This window comes from Maricaulis sp., assembly GCF_048270095.1.
Lineage (GTDB): Bacteria > Pseudomonadota > Alphaproteobacteria > Caulobacterales > Maricaulaceae > Maricaulis.
In genome coordinates this window covers 41,557-58,564 of sequence record NZ_JBLWTL010000008.1, presented here as the reverse complement: position 1 = coordinate 58,564, position 17,008 = coordinate 41,557, and the positions used below count along the sequence as shown (strand labels likewise).

The 17,008-nt window shown below is 60.9% G+C and carries 16 protein-coding genes and 2 tRNA genes; 13 read left to right on the top strand and 5 right to left on the bottom strand.

Annotation, left to right across the window (positions count from 1 at the left end):
* Positions 1 to 44 precede the first annotated feature (44 nt).
* Positions 45 to 121 (bottom strand) — tRNA-Pro (locus ACN0YJ_RS06815).
* Between the two features lie 255 nt (positions 122 to 376).
* On the opposite strand from ACN0YJ_RS06815, the gene ACN0YJ_RS06810 reads away from it, so the two are divergent.
* From ACN0YJ_RS06810 to ACN0YJ_RS06770, 9 genes are all read left to right on the top strand, one after another.
* Positions 377 to 451: transfer RNA gene (locus tag ACN0YJ_RS06810), tRNA-Gln, on the top strand.
* Positions 452 to 1,035: 584 nt separating this feature from the next.
* Positions 1,036 to 1,818: a DUF3450 domain-containing protein gene (locus tag ACN0YJ_RS06805; protein ID WP_417477443.1), complete on the top strand. Its 783-nt coding sequence runs from the start codon at positions 1,036 to 1,038 to the stop codon at positions 1,816 to 1,818.
* A gap of 24 nt (positions 1,819 to 1,842) precedes the next feature.
* Positions 1,843 to 3,231: a MotA/TolQ/ExbB proton channel family protein gene (locus ACN0YJ_RS06800; RefSeq protein WP_417477442.1), complete on the top strand. Its 1,389-nt coding sequence runs from the start codon at positions 1,843 to 1,845 to the stop codon at positions 3,229 to 3,231.
* 14 nt (positions 3,232 to 3,245) lie between these two features.
* The gene (locus ACN0YJ_RS06795; protein ID WP_417477441.1) at positions 3,246 to 3,782 is read left to right on the top strand and encodes a MotA/TolQ/ExbB proton channel family protein; all 537 of its coding nucleotides are present in this window, start codon (positions 3,246 to 3,248) and stop codon (positions 3,780 to 3,782) included.
* A complete protein-coding gene (locus tag ACN0YJ_RS06790) occupies positions 3,779 to 4,189 on the top strand; it encodes an ExbD/TolR family protein (protein WP_417477440.1) in 411 nt (136 codons plus the stop codon). The genes ACN0YJ_RS06795 and ACN0YJ_RS06790 overlap by 4 nt, the downstream gene beginning before the upstream one ends.
* Positions 4,190 to 4,206: 17 nt before the next feature.
* Positions 4,207 to 4,611 carry an ExbD/TolR family protein gene (locus ACN0YJ_RS06785; protein ID WP_417477439.1) on the top strand — a complete coding sequence of 135 codons (405 nt, stop codon included), beginning with the start codon at positions 4,207 to 4,209 and terminating at the stop codon, positions 4,609 to 4,611.
* A gap of 12 nt (positions 4,612 to 4,623) precedes the next feature.
* Positions 4,624 to 5,241, top strand: coding sequence for an energy transducer TonB (locus tag ACN0YJ_RS06780; protein WP_417477438.1), 618 nt, complete (start codon positions 4,624 to 4,626; stop codon positions 5,239 to 5,241).
* Between the two features lie 139 nt (positions 5,242 to 5,380).
* Positions 5,381 to 6,907 carry a tetratricopeptide repeat protein gene (locus tag ACN0YJ_RS06775; protein ID WP_417495721.1) on the top strand — a complete coding sequence of 509 codons (1,527 nt, stop codon included), beginning with the start codon at positions 5,381 to 5,383 and terminating at the stop codon, positions 6,905 to 6,907.
* Positions 6,908 to 7,303: 396 nt separating this feature from the next.
* Positions 7,304 to 7,921 (top strand): energy transducer TonB, encoded by a 618-nt coding sequence (locus ACN0YJ_RS06770; protein ID WP_417477436.1) that lies wholly within the window; start codon positions 7,304 to 7,306, stop codon positions 7,919 to 7,921.
* Between the two features lie 218 nt (positions 7,922 to 8,139).
* On the opposite strand, the gene ACN0YJ_RS06765 is transcribed toward ACN0YJ_RS06770, so the two are convergent.
* The 3 genes from ACN0YJ_RS06765 to ACN0YJ_RS06755 form a co-directional block, all read right to left on the bottom strand.
* On the bottom strand, positions 8,140 to 10,323 hold the full coding sequence (locus ACN0YJ_RS06765; RefSeq protein ID WP_417495720.1) for a S9 family peptidase: 2,184 nt from the start codon (positions 10,321 to 10,323) through the stop codon (positions 8,140 to 8,142).
* 136 nt (positions 10,324 to 10,459) lie between these two features.
* Positions 10,460 to 10,858, bottom strand: coding sequence for a peptide-methionine (R)-S-oxide reductase MsrB (gene msrB / locus ACN0YJ_RS06760; protein WP_417477434.1), 399 nt, complete (start codon positions 10,856 to 10,858; stop codon positions 10,460 to 10,462).
* The gene (locus ACN0YJ_RS06755) at positions 10,842 to 12,176 is read right to left on the bottom strand and encodes an MFS transporter (protein WP_417495719.1); all 1,335 of its coding nucleotides are present in this window, start codon (positions 12,174 to 12,176) and stop codon (positions 10,842 to 10,844) included. The genes msrB and ACN0YJ_RS06755 overlap by 17 nt, the downstream gene beginning before the upstream one ends.
* A gap of 147 nt (positions 12,177 to 12,323) precedes the next feature.
* Between ACN0YJ_RS06755 and ACN0YJ_RS06750 the strand changes: the two genes are divergently transcribed.
* The 3 genes from ACN0YJ_RS06750 to ACN0YJ_RS06740 all read left to right on the top strand — a co-directional run bounded on the left by ACN0YJ_RS06750 (position 12,324) and on the right by ACN0YJ_RS06740 (position 14,883).
* Entirely contained in the window at positions 12,324 to 12,755 is a 432-nt protein-coding gene (locus ACN0YJ_RS06750) for a hypothetical protein (RefSeq protein WP_417477432.1), read from the top strand.
* Between the two features lie 415 nt (positions 12,756 to 13,170).
* Entirely contained in the window at positions 13,171 to 14,439 is a 1,269-nt protein-coding gene (locus ACN0YJ_RS06745; protein ID WP_417477431.1) for an MFS transporter, read from the top strand.
* A gap of 228 nt (positions 14,440 to 14,667) precedes the next feature.
* Positions 14,668 to 14,883, top strand: a complete 216-nt coding sequence (locus ACN0YJ_RS06740; protein WP_417477430.1) for a hypothetical protein — start codon at positions 14,668 to 14,670, stop codon at positions 14,881 to 14,883.
* Positions 14,884 to 14,972: 89 nt separating this feature from the next.
* Here ACN0YJ_RS06740 and rnk read toward each other — a convergent pair whose 3' ends face one another.
* Complete coding sequence (gene rnk, locus ACN0YJ_RS06735) at positions 14,973 to 15,416, bottom strand: nucleoside diphosphate kinase regulator (RefSeq protein WP_417477429.1); 444 nt, start codon at positions 15,414 to 15,416, stop codon at positions 14,973 to 14,975.
* A 364-nt stretch (positions 15,417 to 15,780) separates the two neighbouring features.
* On the opposite strand from rnk, the gene ACN0YJ_RS06730 reads away from it, so the two are divergent.
* Entirely contained in the window at positions 15,781 to 16,872 is a 1,092-nt protein-coding gene (locus ACN0YJ_RS06730) for a DUF2336 domain-containing protein (RefSeq protein ID WP_417495718.1), read from the top strand.
* Positions 16,873 to 17,008 lie beyond the last annotated feature (136 nt).

The following is a 17,008-nucleotide window of genomic DNA, read 5'->3' as shown; positions in this document are numbered from 1 at the left end:
GACGGGCAGGGCGAGCGGGGCAGGGCAAGTGGGGCGGGGCAAGATGGTCGGAGTAGCAAGATTTGAACTTGCGACCCCCGCCTCCCGAAGACGGTGCTCTACCAGGCTGAGCTATACTCCGAACCGAGGCGGGCCTTATAGCCAGCGCCCGTCGCCAGTGCAAACTCGCAATCGCACGGGCACCCTCGCTATGGCAGGCCTGCACGCCCTTGCAGTGCCGGCGCCGCCACCGCCTGGATGGCCGACTGTCGGGCCGCGATAATGGGGCTGTGCCGCCGTGAGCTGCAAATCTGCCCGTCAGTCACCGCATAGAGCCGTTGCATCCGCCCTTCCGACTCGGTATCTAGCCCGCTCCGTCGCAGCTGGCGGATCCGGTTGGGGCGTCGCCAAGTGGTAAGGCACCGGTTTTTGGTATCGGCATTCCCAGGTTCGAATCCTGGCGCCCCAGCCAACCGACTTCAAATCCATCCTTCACGATGCGAATCATCCCGGAGCCGGGCGGCCCGGGGGGCTGTTTTTGTGACTTTTTCGTAAGGTTGGGCGCGATCGCAAACCCCCTGGCTGCATGTCTGGATCACACAGCTGTGACGTAGCCGTGATGGCAAATACCCGCATCGGTCAACAAACCAAAGCCAGGCTGGGAAGTTACTGCTGCCATCGGGCGAGCTGCCACCCCGCTTTAAGCGTGTGAGGGGAAAATAGCTGCTTTAGGGCCGCGATTGGTCCCATTCCGGTCACAATGATGTATTGATCGTAACGCTCGGCTAGTGTTAGCGTCCAACCGGATTTCAATGGCGTGCACGCGTCAACGAGACGATGGAGCCACCATCGCGGTTTCTGGGTGGGCTGTAACAAACAGCTACGGTAACCATCCGTGCAGACTTGAACGCTAATCGGGTTATCCGAGGGCGGCCAGCGCGTCGCTTGAATGTAGGGTAGGGGGCCATTCCGGCAGGGACTTTGTCGGTTTAGCATCGAATTAATGTGGGCGGGGAGCCGTATTGGCCCCCTGCGATTACCATTGTGAGGCGAGAAATGGTGGACTTGAAGAAAATGGTTCGCGCGTCGCTCATGGCGGCGGTTGCGGCGACCGCCGTCGGGGGAGTTGCCAGCGCGCAGCTCGCACCCGTGCTGCAGACCGCACGTGAGGGAACGAACGCAGGTGCGCAAACGCAGGCGCGCATCGATCAACTTGACGATCAGCGTACGGATATCGAACTCGAATATCGTGCTTTGCTCGATCAGATTGAATCGCAGCGGCTGTTCGTTGAGCAGCAGCAGGTCTTTATCCGGTCGCAACAGGCCGAGATGGGTTCGCTGCAGCAGCAGATCGACCGCGTCGAAAACATTCAGCGCGACCTCGCGCCAATGATGCGCGAAATGGTCCAGAACCTGGAGCAGTTCGTCAATCTTGACCTTCCATTCCGCCTCGAAGGCGAAAATGGCCGACTTCGCCGGATCGAGCGTCTCTATGAGTTGATCGATAATCCGGAAATTTCCCCGGCTGAACGCTATCGCGTCATCCTGAACGCCTATGACATCGAGGCGTCCTATGGCCGCTCGCTGAACTCCTACGATGAAGTCATTCTCGAGGACGGCGTTCCGGTCAATGTGACCGTGTTGCAGATCGGCCGGATCGCCATGATCCGCCAATATCCTGATGGCCGCATGACCATGCGCCATGTCCAGGGTAGCGACTGGGTTGCACTTCCGGGCAGCTACGAAACCAATGTGACCCGCGCAATCCGGATCGCTCAAGAAGTCACCACCCCGTCTGTCTTCCTCGCGCCTCTCCCAGGGCCGACGGTAGCGCAGTAACGGATTGGAACGGAGAGTTAAGCGATGAAGACCACCTTTAAGATACTCGCCGCCGCCGTTTCGATGGGTGTGGCGCTCACTGCCGGAGCTGTCGGACAGACGCAGCCGGCCGGATCAATCAGCGAACTTCTGAACCGCGTGCGCAGTGATGCCCGCGAGGCCAGCCAGGAAAATCAGGCGCGTCTGCGTGAATTCCAGGGCAGCACGAACCAGCAGCAGGCGCTGTTGAGCCAGGCTCGCGGCGAAATGGCCGCCCTGGAACGGCAGGCGGCTGCGCTGACCGTTGAGTTCGAAAACAACCAGGTTGAGATCGACGTTCTCGCGGCCGAGCTCCGCCAGCGCCAGGGTGCGTTCGGTGAGCTGTTCGGTGCGGCGCGTCAGGCTGCAGGCGAATTTGCGGCCATCATCAATGCGTCTGTGGTGTCTGCCCAATTCCCGGGCCGTGCCGATGCGCTTGAAGCCCTGGCAACCAATCGTACGCTTCCAACCCGTTCGGAGCTGGATTTCATCTGGCGCCGGGCCATCGACGAAATGATCGGCCAGCAAGGCGTCGTGACCTTCGATTCGATGGTGACGGGTATTGGCAATGGCCAGCCGGTCCCCGTGACCCGCGTTGGACCTTTCCTGGCCTTCACCAATTTCAACAACAACCAGCGTTTCGCACGCTGGAAGGAAGCTGAAACCACCGGTGCATGGGCTTTGACTGATCTGCCAACCCAGCCGCCAGGCAATCTGGTTGCCGCCGCCTCGACCCTGTTCAATGCCGATCCCAACGAGATCGTCATGGGTGTTGTCGATCCGTCGCGTGGTGCACTCCTGGACATCTACAAAGACGTTCCGGATCTGAAAGAGCGTATCAATCAGTCCGGCATGGTTGGCCTGGTGATTATCGGTCTTCTGGCGATCTCTGCGACTTTCGGTCTGTTCCGCATGTTCGCTCTGTTGAGCACGCAGGCTGCCGTCAATGGTCAGAAGCGCAAGTCGAAGGCTGGCAAGGGCAATCCGCTCGGCCGTGTCATGATGGCTTATGAAGCTGCCAAGGACAAAGACGTCGAGACGATGGAATTGAAGCTCGACGAGGCCATTCTTCAGGAATCGCCGAAGCTCGAATTCGGCCTCAACTTCCTGAAACTGGCAGCCGGTATTGCGCCGCTGCTGGGCCTGCTGGGCACCGTGACCGGGATGATCAAGACCTTCACCCAAATCACCCTGTTCGGTACGGGCGACCCGAGAATCATGGCCGGCGGTATTTCCGAAGCGCTCATGACCACGGTGTTGGGCCTTATTGCCGCCATTCCGCTGTTGTTCATTCACAGCTTCGCGCAGAGCTTCGCTCGCGGCGTGCAGCAAGTGCTTGAAGAACAGGCTGCTGGCATGGTTGCACGGCACGCTGAAGAGCGCGGCCAAGGCTAATCGGAGGAAGCGTTATGGATTTCCAGGCCGTAACTACCGGCCTTCAGGAGTTCCTCGAGCGCGGAGGCCCCGTTCTGGTTGTTATCATGATAACGACCTTTGTAATGTGGGCCTTCATCCTCGAGCGCTTCGCCTACTTCTACTTCGCCTTCGGCGGACAAGAGAACGCGGCGTTGCGGGAGTGGTCAGCACGGACAGACCGAAAGTCTTGGTATGCCCATGCGATCCGCGACCAGCTCATCTCGGAGGTTAAGCAGCGTTGCGACCAGAATGTCGAGTTGGTGAAAACCCTCGTCGCGGTCGCTCCGTTATTCGGATTGTTGGGGACAGTGACCGGTATGGTCTCGGTTTTCGACGTCATGGCGATTTCGGGTTCGTCGGATGCGCAGGCCATGTCGGCCGGTGTCTCCCGGGCCACGATCCCGACCATGGCGGGGATGGTTGCATCCCTGTCCGGGCTGATATTCGCAACCCAGATCGAGATTCTCGCCAAGCGCCGTGTTGCGCGCCTGGCTGACAAGCTCGAGATTGGTGAAGGAGGTCAGTCATGAGACGTCGAGCCAATCACACGGACGACCAGGCCGAGGTCAATATGACCCCGATGCTGGATATCGTCTTTATCCTGCTGATCTTCTTCATCGTGACTGCGACCTTCCTCTCGGAAGAGGGGATCGACATGCGGCCGCCAGCGGACACTCCGCCGGAGACCAATGAGCCAGCGGCGCCACCTATCCTGGTGCAGGTTGACGGAGACAATAATATCTTCGTCAACACGGTCCGGACCGATGTGGACCGGGTGCTGTCGGCCGTGAACCGTTTCCGCTCGGAAGAGCCGGGTAGCGCGGTTCTCGTCGATGTCCAGGACGAAGCCGATCACGGGATCATTGTCCAGATCTGGGATGAGATGGGTGCCAATGGCATTCCGGTCTCCCTCCAGCGCAACGAAGAAAACGGTTAGGTCCGGGGAGGTATAATATGGCGCGCCGTGTTAGCCGCGTAAGTACCGGAGGAGAAGAAGTCGAACTGAACATGACGCCGATGCTCGACGTTGTCTTCATTCTGCTGATCTTCTTCATCGTCACCTCCGTCTTCATCAAGGAGCCGGGCGTGTCGGTGGTCCGGCCAGATGCCATGACCGAAGAGCGTGAAAACCCGTCCATGCTGGTTGCCGTCACGGCGACCAATGAGGTCTGGGTCAATCGCCGGGCCTACGAAATGGTCGAGCTGCGCGGGGTTATCGAGCAATTATTGCAAGAGAACCCGAAGGGCAGGGCCATGATCCAGGGCGATGAGACCGCTGATATCGGCATCATTCTCGATGTTCAGGATCTGCTCACGGAAATGGGTGTCGACGTCAAGATCTCGACGTTACAAGACTAGGGAGGACTGATTATGGGTAGCATAATTCGCCTCATCGGCGGGATCCCGATTGCCGCCATTGTGACGGTCGGACTCTTTCTGTTGATGACCCGCCTGATCTTCACTGAAGGCGCACCGCCGGAAACGAATGAAGACGAGTTGTCCTTCTCGATCAATGACGAGGTCCAGGACATCGCGGCACGCCGCCGGGATACGACGATTGAAGACGTGCAGCAGGTCGAACCACCGCCACCGCCTCCACAAATTGACCGTCAGCGGGCCGAACAGCCGACTGAGGGTCTGGCGACGGTGATGGGGGAAATCCCCGACTTTGCAGCACCACAGCTGAATAGTGACAGTGTCAGCTTTTCGGTCTCTGACCGGGATGCCCAGCCACTGGTCCGGATTGAACCACAATACCCGATGCGGGCGCTCGAGCGTGGCACAGAGGGGACTTGTAACGTTCGTTTCGACGTGACCGCAAATGGTACGCCGACGAATATCCGGATTATTGCCTGCGACAGCTCATTGTTCGAGCGTGCCGCCGAGCGTGCAGTTGAACGCTGGCGTTACAGCCCGAAAGTTCAAGATGGCGTGCCAGTGGCACGTGTGAATGTGGAAACCCAATTCGAATTCCGCATTGCACAATAGGAATACGGCGATGGATGAGCGTGGCCCACCACGTTCATCCATTGACGACTGCGGGAGCGGGTGTGCGCCGGAGCGGTGCCACCCAGACAGTTTGTGAAAGCCTGTCCAGGGGAGCGGGACTGGTATGAAGGAGCCATCGATGATCCGTTTTAGCGGTTTCGATCTGACTGGGGTAACCCGCAAGCTTGCCATGCTCGCGATCGCTGTGTCGCTGACCGGCGCTGTGTTCGCGCCAGCGGATGCGCAAAGACGCGAGCGCCGTTCGGATGAACAATCCGACCAGAATGCTGCGGACCGGGTCTTCTCGGCGGCGATCGGGGAGATCGTCCAGGAAGCTTTGGCGCAACAGGAGGCGGAGCAATATGCCGCGTCGATCACGACCCTGAACCGGGCTCTGTCGAACTCCAGCATCAATCCCTATGAGCGGGCCGTTTCGCTGCAATTGCGCGGCCGCGCCTATTACGACACGGACCGGGTCTCCCAGGCGATCCAGGACTGGGAGGGGGCCATTGCGACTGGTGCCATGCTTCCCAGTGAGGTGAACAGCTACCGGATCAATATTGGCCAGCTCTACATCACGATTGATGACTATACGCGGGGCATTGCGTCCCTTGAGCGTGCCGTCGCCGATGGTGGTACCGAGATCGTCAATGCGCCGCTGGCGCGCATGCTGGCCCAGGCCTATGGGCAGGCTGAGCGTTATCGTGAAGGTCTGACCTGGGCCAATCGCTTCTGGGCGATGATCCCGTCCGCCGACCGTCAGCGTGGCGATTACAGCCTGATGCTGTTCTACTATCAGCAACTCGACATGGTTCCCCAGCAAATGGGTATCGTGGAGGAAATGGTTCAGCGCTGGCCTGCCGAAAAGAGCAATTGGCGTTCATACGCTTCATTGCTGGCGCAGGTTGATCGCGAAGAAGACGCGTTCGAAGCCAACAAGATCATGTACATCAATGGCATGTTCACAGAGGGGCGCGAAATCGAGGCGCTCGCCCAGTATTACAGCTTCTTCGAATACCCCTATCGCGGCGCGATCATTCTCGAGCGTGAGATGAATGCCGGGGTTGTCGAGCGCAGTCAGCGTAATCTCAACCTGCTGGCCAATATGTGGCGCCAGGCCCGCGAGTGGGACCGTGCCATTCCAGTGTTGCGCCAGGTGGCTCAACTCTCCGGTGACGGCAATGACTATCTGAAGCTGGCTGAAGCCCTGTTCCAGGAACGCCAGCTCGCTGAGGCCGAAACGGCCTTCGAGGATGCGCTTGACCGCGGTGGTCTCGACCGTCCGGGGACGGCGTGGACGCTGCTGGGCAATGTCCGCCTGGAGCTGGACCGCCGTCAGTCGGCGCTCGCAGCCTTCCAGGAGGGGACGCGCTATCCTTACTCGCGTACCACGGCGAGTGGCTATATCACCTATATCAATAGTGTGATCCGCGCTGAGGCTGATCGTGTCCGCATCCGTGAACGGGTTCGTCGTGATGAGTGTCAGTTCGGCGTTGATGATTTGCTGAATACCGCCCGTCTGCTTGGCACGATGGACGAGAATGGCCGGATCATCATCACGGTGCCGCCGCGCTGTACCGATCTCTATAATGTGTTCGGCGAGCCGATCGGCCAGATTGCTACGGCTGCGGCTGAAGAGGCTACCGAAGGTGACGAGGCCGGTTAAACCAGCCGGGCGCCGGATCGACCCGGTACCCTGCGCGACTTGATCAACGCCCCGGCCACACGGCCGGGGCGTTTTTCTATGGCCGCCCGGATGATCTGACGCAGTGGTTCTTTGTGGCGGTGAACGAACGGGCAGGCGCCCCGAGCATCGCCGGCCACCCTGCGGTCTTGCCCTTGCCTCGGCAAATGACCGCGCAATGGTCACAATCTTTCCCGCTTCCGCCGTTGTTTCGCCCACTGTGCGGGTCAAGGTTTCACCGTGACGCGGGGCTGTGTTGTGGCTCTGCGTCGCACGCGCTCACCCTGGACGGCGGTTCCCGCCACCGGGCGAAGGGCGGGTCGAGAGGCAGTGCCTGTCGGGGCCATCCAGAACACTGTCCAAGGGGAGGTCTGTCCGATGACAGCCAGTTTTCAATCTCTCAGAATGCCGCTGATCATGCCGATCGCGGCCATCATCACGGTGGCGCTCTTCCTGTTGATGCGCCAATTGATTGATATCGGACCGGTTCACCCGGTGGTCGAAACCGATACGCCCGATCTGGTCATCAAGTTTGAGCCCGTCGACACGCCGCCCGATCGCGACCGTGACTTGATCATTGTCGACCCGGTCGCGCCGCCGCCGGCACCACCCGTACTCGAGACGACATCGGGTCCGGTGGATTCGGTCGTATCCATGGGGGAATACGTGATGCCAACCATTGCTCGTGCGGAGATCAGTGGCCCGGGCAGCATGGTTGTCACCGAGCGCGATCCTGTCCCCGTCGTACGGGTGCAGCCGGTCTATCCAGCGCGCGCCGCCGAGCGCAGGCTGGAAGGGCAATGTACGGTGCTGTTCGACATCACCCCCCAGGGGCGGACCGCGAACGTGCGTTCGCTGGATTGCACCAGTTCGTTGTTTGAGCGCGCATCAGTGAATGCCGTCGCCAATTGGCGCTATAATCCACAGGTCGAAGCGGGTCAGCCGGTCATGTATCGCGGTGCGACCACACAGCTGGTTTTCCGTCTCGACGAATAGGCGCTTTCCGGCCGTCTCGGATGGCCCCGTTCGGCCGGAACAGGCCCGCTGCGAGCACGCTCGCAGCGGGCCTTCTTTTTGTGCCTCCGGGTCAGGATGCTCAGCGATCCGAATGCTCGCCAGCTGGCCCCCACAATCCCTTGAGCCCTGTCCATCATGATCCAAAAAAAAGCCCGGATCGATTGATCCGGGCCCTTTTAGCTTGGCGTTGGAAGCCCTTATGGCTGGGCTTCCGCGGCGATTTCCTCGACTTCGGCGTCGGCGAGACCAACCGCCATCAGCGCGAAGGCCCAGTTCATGGCGGTCTCCCGCAGGCTGTCAAACCGGCCCGAGGCGCCGCCATGGCCGGCCCCCATATTCATGCGCAACAGGGTCAGCCCGTCATCCGTGCGCCGGTCCCGCAGGCGCGCAACCCATTTGGTTGGCTCCCAATAGGTGACGCGTGGATCGGTCAGACCGCCGGTTGCGAGGACATGCGGATAGGCCATCTCGCGGACCTGGTCATAGGGGCTGTAGGCGATCATGGTCTGATAGTCTTCAGCGCTCTCGATCGGATTGCCCCATTCGGGCCATTCCGGCGGGGTCAGCGGCAGTTCGGCGTCCGACATCGTGTTGATGACGTCGACGAAGGGCACCGCTGCGATCGCCCCGGCAAACAGGTCAGGCTGGAGATTGATCGCAGCACCGACCAACAGGCCGCCCGCAGATCCGCCATAGGCGACGATATTGCCGCGTGTGGTATAGCCCTGGCTGGCCAGGGCTTCGCCGGCCGCGACGAAGTCGGAGAAGGTGTTTTCCTTATTCTCCAGCTTGCCGTCGAGATACCATTGATAGCCACCCGCCATGCCGCCACGGATATGCGCGACGGCATAGACCATGCCGCGGTCGACGAGCGAGAGCGGCGTGACGCGGAAACCGGCCGGGATGGTGATGCCGTAGGAGCCATAGCCGTACAGCATCAACGGCGCAGAGCCGTCGATGGGGGTGTCGGCATGGTAGAGGATGGTGACCGGTATCTGGGCGCCGTCCGAAGCCGGGGCCATGATGCGGCGGACGACATAATCAGCCGGGTCATGCCCGGACGGGACTTCCTGGCGCTTGCGCAGGACGCGCTCATGGGTGCGCATGTTGTAGTCATAGGTCTCTTCCGGCGTCGACGGGCTCTCATAAGAGAAACGGATCAGATCGACGGCGTATTCATAGCCGGCCGAGACGCCGAGCGAATAGGCTTCCTCGGCGAAATCGATCTGGTGCTCGGCACCGGTCGCATATTCACGCACGACGATCCGCGGCAGGGCGTTTTCACGCTCCATGCGCACTTGCCAGTCGCGGAAACCGATCAGGTCGAGCACCAGCACGCCGGGGCGGCTCGGGATCACATCGACCCAGTTCTCGCGGCTTGGATTGTCCAGCGGTGCCGACATGATCTTGAAGTCGACAGCTCCGTCCAGATTGGTGCGGAAGTAGAAACGGTCGGGCGCTTCAGTCAGATAATATTCGACATTCTCCTGGCGCGGCGCGATCAGCACGGGCTCGGCCGTCGGATCATTGGCATCGATCAGGCGAATCTCGTTGGAGGTGTGACCGCCGGCATTGATGACGACATAATTCTCGCCATCCGACAGGCCGATCGAGATGAAGAAGCCGGCATCGGGCTCTTCATAGACCAGTTCGCTGGCACCACCCGTGCGGGGCTGGCGATAGACGCGCACCGAGCGGCCATTATCATCGCGCCAGATCCAGTAGAGGGTCTCGCTATCATTGGCCCAGACGAAATCACCAGTGGATTCGTCCGTCAGGGTCGAGACGATAGCGCCGGTCGCGATGTCCTTGATCCGGATTTCATAATATTCCGACCCGCGGATATCGACCGCATAGGCGAGATAGCGATGGTCGGGGCTGTGCTCGACTTCGCCAAAATCGAGATAGTCGAAATCGGCGGCTTCGGCATCGCCATCGATCAGGATTTCTTCTTCGCCATTGGCCTCGCCGGTGACCGGGTCAACCGGACGCCGCGAATAGATCGGGTATTGGCCGCCTTCGCGATAGCGGCTGAAATACTCGTAATTGCCGTCGCGCTCTGGGACCGAGCTGTCATCTTCCTTGATGCGGCCGCGGATCTCCTGGAAAATCCGTTCCTGCAGCGCCGCGGTCGGCTCCATCACAGTGTCGATATAGGCGTTCTCGGCATCGAGCAGGGCGCGGATATCGGCGTCGAGCACTTCGGGCTCGCGCATCACCTGCTGCCAGTTTTCATCCTTGATCCATTGATATTCATCGATCCGGGTGAAGCCGAGTTGTTCAATTTCTACAGGGCGTTGCTCGGCGGCTGGCGCCTCGATCCCGCGGGCGCGGTCGATCAGGGCGGAGCGCGTCGTCGCGGCGGTGTTGTCGGCGGTCATGGTAGTCTCCGGGCTGCAGGCGGCGGCGAGCAGGGCGGCAAGCCCTACACCGATCCGAATCACCCGTTGGTTAGCTGTTAGTGATGTCATTATTCCCCCCTGATTACCCGTTGGTTTAGCGTTGGCCATCGGCTCATCACGCGTAAGGTTTGAAATCCAGCACGCCGCCATTGGTACAATAGCGCTGGCCGGTCGGTGGTGGCCCGTCGGAAAAGACATGGCCCATATGAGCGCCGCAATTGGCGCAATGAATCTCGATGCGCGGATAGCGCAGCTTGTAGTCTGTCTTGGTTTCGATGGCATCCGGCTGGGCCGGTTGCCAGAAGGATGGCCAGCCGGAACCGGACTCGTATTTATGGTCCGACGCGAAAGCGGCCTCGCCGCAAACGGCGCAATGATAGGTCCCGGCCCGCTTTTCTGAGTTGAGCGGGTGGGAGAAGGGCGGTTCGGTGCCTTCGGCGAAGGCGATGGCTTCGGTCGTGGCGTCGAGCGCGTCCCGCAGGCGCGCAATCTCTGCTTCATTCAGCCGGGGCATTATCGATGTCCTCGCGAGTGGCGGCCGCGATGGCATGACCACCGCGTCTGACGGATAATATGGGCGTTGTGAGGCTGATGGCCAGCAAGACCAGCGCCAGCCCGCCCATCGGGATCAGCGCAGCAATGTGTGGACCGGTCGCGCCGACGACAAAACCCATGATGACAGCGCCGGCCGGCATGCCGCCGAACAGGCCGAGCTGATAGACCGACATGACCCGCGCCAGCTTGGCCGGGGGAGCCTGTTCCTGCACGACCGAGCGGCTCAACGAGATCGCGACACCGGCGCCAAGCCCCCAGAAGAAGACCAGGAGATACAGCGTCCAGAGCGGCATGGGCAAGGCGAAGGCACCCAGCGCCAGCACCGTGACGCATTGCGCCAGCACGACGGCGCGGCCCGGCCGTTCGATCTGACGGAATTTGACCAGGGCGATATTGGCCGCCAGCGCGCCGAGCCAGAAACACACCATCAGGCTGGCAATCTCCTGGAAACCGCCACCATAGGTCTCGCGGATCAGCAGCGGGATCAGCACCAGGAAGCCACCGCCGACGACGAGAAAACCGATCGCGACCATGATCGCCGTCATCGGCATCAGGACGGGCGAATGGATCACGGCGCGCCAGCCATCGACCAGATCGGCCAACGGGTGGGCGGTGGAGCGGCCACGATTGGACGCCAGGCGCGGGATGAAGGCGGCGGCGACCCCGCCCATGATCAGGCCAAAACCCTGCAGCGCGAACAGGGCGGCCGGTCCGGTCCAGGCGGCGAAATATCCAACGCCCATGCCCGCGATCTGCGAGGCGAATTGCACCGTCGAGGTCAGCACGACGGCGCGCTGCAGGTCAACGCTGCCATGGCGGGTCTGACCGGCGATGCGCACGACCGGATTGATCGCGCTGTCGCGGGCCGGCATCACGAAACCGCCGGCGACGCCGATCAACAGGGCAAAGCCGACCATCGCCCAATAAGAGAGCCGGTCGGTGAAAAGCAGGCCGGCCAGCGCCAGTGCGCTCAGTCCGGCGAAGGTGTAGAAATAGAACAGGATTCCGCGCCGGTCACGGCGTTCAGCCAGGACGCCGGCCACAGGTAGCAGCAACATCATCGGCGCGGTCAGCGCTGCCTGGGCGATGCCCAGCCGTTCCGGACTTTCGCCGAGAGTGAAGGTGATGACGCCGGGGAACAGGGTAGTTTGCAGCCCGAAGCTGAAGAACCAGCAGGCCACCAATGCCAGATAGGCCCCGAAGGGCGGAAGCCGGAGCTTCCGGTTGCGGGCGAGGGTATCAAACAGGGGCAAGGAGAGAGCTTCAATCCGTTTCAACGACGATCACGGTTATATCACTGTTATGGTGAGTGAATGTGACTGGCATCATGGACTGTTTAGCAACATGCTGCCGCGAAGCAAGTTTTCTCGAACCACTCGTGGCCGCCATCACCCAACTCTTCCACAATATCTGGAGCGATTGACATGAAATACCTCCCCGTCGGCCTTGGTGTCCTTGTCGCCGCTTTCCTGCTCTTCATGGGCGCGCAGAAATTCGGGGCCGCCAACCCGGTCTTCGCCTATCTCGCGGCGACGTCAGGTATCGAATTATTCGAGCCGGTGATCCGTATCGCCGTCGGGGTCAGCGAAATCATCGCCGCCGCGCTCATCCTGCTGGCCACCTTCACTGGCCGCCTGCGCGGTGTCGGTGCCGTGATCTCCGCCGGAGCGACAGGCGGCGCCATCGTCTTCCACCTCTCCCCCTGGCTCGGCATCAATGCCCCGGTCGCCTTCGCGCCTGGCGGCGGCTATGAGTTCAGCCCGATGTTGTTCATGATGGCGGTACCGTTTTTCGCACTTTCGCTGGTGCTGGTCTGGCTGGACCGGGATGCCTTGCTCAAGCTGGTCGGGCGGTGACAGGCGCGCAGAAGCCGCGGGAGACTGGGCCCTCTCCGGTACTTTACGGCCCCGGTCCTTTGCCAGCGCCGCGGTTGTAGCGGCAAACACTCCGCCAGTCTGCCATCCTGCCACTATGGGGATGCAGCCCTGTCTGCACAGGCGCAGACGCCATGAAGTGGGCAATGGCAGAGGCTGCCAGCCTGCCATTGCAAAACGGGTCCCACGCCGGGATGGTGCCGGCTCTCTGGCGGCATTTCTCGCGCTGTGCGGGTGCCTTTGTGCGGATCAATCGACGATGTCAAAGAGCGAAAACATCGTGATTATAAACCCGTCCCGCCGGGCGGGGACTGATTGTCTTGAGCGCACTCTTGAATTCCGGAGAGCGGACTATCGCCGCTTGCATCTCCTGGCCCGATGAGTTGTCATCGCGCCTATGATCCAGAATGTGCGCGAGGTGCTGTCCTCGGTTAAATCCCTGCTCGGTGGCACAGCGGCCTTCATGGTTGGCAACAGCCTGCTTGGCGTCCTTCTGCCGCTTCGCATGGAGGCGGCGGGTTTCCCCGTCGCGCTGACCGGCGGCATCATGGCGGCCTATTATTCTGGCTTGGCGCTGGGTGGGCTGGGCGGCAAGCATGTCATTCTCCGGATCGGACATATTCGTGCCTTCGCGGTGTTCGCCTCGCTGACGGCGGCGACCGCATTGGCCTACTCGGTCATGTTCGATCCAATGGCCTGGATGATCCTGCGCATTATCAACGGTTTCTGTATCGCCGGTCTGACCGCCACAATCGAAAGCTGGCTGAACACGCAAAGCAGTAATGAAACACGCGGGCGCGTTCTCGGCTTTTACATGCTGACCTTCTACCTGGCGATCGCCTCGGGGCAAAGCCTGGTCAATCTCACCGATACCGGCACGCCCGATCTCTTCATGCTGGCCGCAGCATTGATCGGGCTTGCGCTGGTGCCGGTTGCCATGACCACATTGGGCGAGCCCAATCTCAGCGAGAGCCGCAAGCTGAGCGTCCCTGAGCTCTATTCGGCGTCCCCGGTCGGCGTCGTTGGCGCGGCAGTCGCCGGTTTGATGGTGGGGTCTTTTTACGCCCTGGGCATTGTTTTCGCGCTCAAGATCGGGCTGAGCCCATCCCAGGCGGCGCTGTTCATGAGCGTGGTGGTGCTTGGTGGCCTGGCCGCCCAATACCCGATGGGGGTGTTGGCAGATCGGTTTGACCGGCGTCTGGTCATGGCCGGCGCCTTGGTAGCGGTTGGCGCGGCCTGGGGGACTCTAGCCAGTTTTGTGGCCTCCGGATTGCCATTTATGGCCTTGCTGATCACGGCTGCGGCGTTCGGCGGGGCCGTGAGCAGTGTCTATCCGCTGTGTATCGCCCAGACTTTTGATCGTTTGGAGCGCCGGTATTATATCGCGGCGTCAGGGCGTTTGTTGATGGTTTATTCGATCGGCGCGACGATCGGCCCCCTATTCGCTGCGACGCTGATGTCGGTCTACGGTCCGTCCAGTTTTTTCCTGTTCGAATCCAGCGTGGCGATATTTTACGCCATGTTCGTTCTGTATCGCGTCGTGCAACGGCCGTGTACGCCGGCTGAACAGCGGGAAAAATATGTGCCGCTGCCTGACGTGACGCCGATTGTCATGGGTCTTGATCCTCGAACAGAACCGGGCAGCCAAGAGAAGCGAGCAGAATGAAGTAAAAGGGGGTGCGGCTGTATCGCGAACGCGAAGTGGAGTCGTTATATCGGCGTAAACTTATGGTGTTAATTCTACCGAGTTTCTTTTTCGCACTTGCCTTCTAGTGAGTCCGCGGGGGTGGCTAAATGCAAAAAAGATACTTATCTATAAGTCCGCGATACTAGTTATCAAAGGCTCGACTGGCGCCGATATCGGCGACTCAGCAGCATGAAGAGGAGACCTGTCGTGGCGTATTTCGGAAAGTATGAAACACCAGCCGAATTGTTGAGCGACGAAAGCTTGAACAAAGAGAAGAAGATCGAAATGCTTGAACAATGGCGCGAAGACGAAATGGCGCTGAAGCGGGCGGCGGAAGAGGGCATGCACGGGGGTGTGCGTGCAGAGCTGAAGAAGGTTCAAAAAGCGCTGACCTCATTGCGCGACACGTCAGCCACGGATTGAACTGTCGAGAGAGTTCACACCGAGATCCCAACGCTGACGTGTGCCCATGGCAAACGTCAGCGTTCACTTCGGGCTGGCGCCGACGCTGCTCAAGGCTGCAATTCGCTCGCAGCCGTGGCTTTGGGCGCATCGCCTGACTGGCTAACGCTTTCCACGGTCAGGCGATGAACCCGGCCGTCGCGCGAGGTCCAGTCAATCGTCTGGCCCGCCTGCAGGCCGATCAGGGCGGCGCCGATCGGTGTAAGGACCGAGATCTTGTTCTTTTCGATATCGGCCTCGCCGGGGAAGACCAGCGTGACGTATTTGTCTTCACCCAGATCGCTGGTGAAGTGCAGGCTGGAGCCCATGCGCACGATTTTGGCGGCAATCTTGTCATCGGCAACGATGCGCGCCCGGTCGAGCTCGGCGAGCAGGGGGTCGGCAACATTGGACGCGCTATCGGGAAGAGAATCCGCCAGCCTCCACAGCCGCTCATGATCGGAGCGGGTCATGGTGATGGCAGGCTTGAGTTTTCGTTTTCTGACGGGAGTCATGATCTGACCTCCTCTTGAGAGCTGAAACCGCACCTGCGCCTCGGGCGTCATTGCGGTCGGATTAAATTGTCCAGGAAAGTGAGTGCCGCGTATCTGGTTGCGTCTTTGGCATTGCGCAAGGGGCAATGCGAAAGGTCAGCCAATGCCCCCGACCAGGGCGCGACGCGACCGGGCCGAGGGTCAGATGCCCGCGATGGAGCACGCCCTGTAGAAAGTTGGAAGCCGGTGTCGGGTCATGGTCATGCTTGTGAAGGTCTGCCTTCGCACCTGCAATGTCAAGCTGACCGGCGCGGACCAGAGCACCATTCATTAACATGACGGCGCCATGGTGGAGCCGGAAACGAGATGGAATGGACCGGTCGGGATGGCAAATGCCGAACCCTTTGAGCTGATTGATGAGGCGCCGCGGCGCGCACGCAATGTGCTGGCGCGCCGGTTGACCGATATTGTCGGCCTGCCATCGAGCCGCCTGACGCCCCGTGAACGCTGGATCGTGGCTGATCTCCTGTATGATATTCTCAGAGCCAGCGATGTGCCGGTGCGGCAGCGATGCGCGCGCCGCCTGGCCGGCTTGCTGGAGGCACCGGGCCGGCTATTGCGCGTGCTCGCCTGCGACCGGTATGAGATTGCCCAGCCCATTCTTGAGGAATCCCGGGCCCTGACCGATTTCGACCTGCTCGAAATTGTCCAGTCCGGCAGTTTGCAACACCGCATGGCGATCGCACGGCGCGAGAATATCAGCGAAATCATCTCAGCGGCCCTGGTCGCTGCCGGCGAGGCGCCGGTGGTCGAATGTGTGCTGAAGAACCAGACCACCTCCCTGGCAGCGCCAACCCTGGACCGGCTGGTCGGGGCGGCGCAGGACGAGACGCGCTATGCGCGCCTGCTGATCCGTCGTCCCGAATTGCGCCCGTCCCAGGCTTTCCGCCTGTTCTGGGATTGCGAGCACACGGAGCGGGTGCAGATCCTCGAGCGCTTTGCCGTCGACCGCACCATTTTGATTGATTCAACCGAAGACATTTTCCCGATGGTTTCGGCGGAAGACGGCGATGACCCGCTGGTCACGCGCGTCCTGCGCTATATCGACCGGCGGCAACGCAATCGCGAAGCCGCCGAGCTGAGCCCCCATGGTTCGCTTGAGGGAGCCATCGATGCGTTTGCCGCCGAGGGCGGGCAGGTGGCGATCGTCGAGGAAATCGCCACGCTCGCCGCCATTCACAAGCGGCTCCTCCTGCGCATGATGGATGATATGGCGGGCGAACCGCTGGCCATCCTTTGCAAGGCGACAGGGCTGAAGTGGTCAAACTTTCACGGGTTATGGACCGGGCTGGGCCGGCATGGCCAGGATGACTCGGTCGAGCTGGCGCGCAAGGTTCATGACAGCCTGTCGGTTGAAAAGGCCCAGACGGTCTTGCGTTACTGGAATCTCTCGGTCGAGGATGCCGACAAGCGCTGAGGCGCCCGGTCTGGCCTTGACAATCCCACCAGATATTTCGCGTCACAGGCGAATTGCGGCGTGCAGATTACGTGCGCGCAATGATCTGCGATTGCCGCCCGGCTTGTCTGGCCAAGCCCGGAATCTCGGGTTAAAA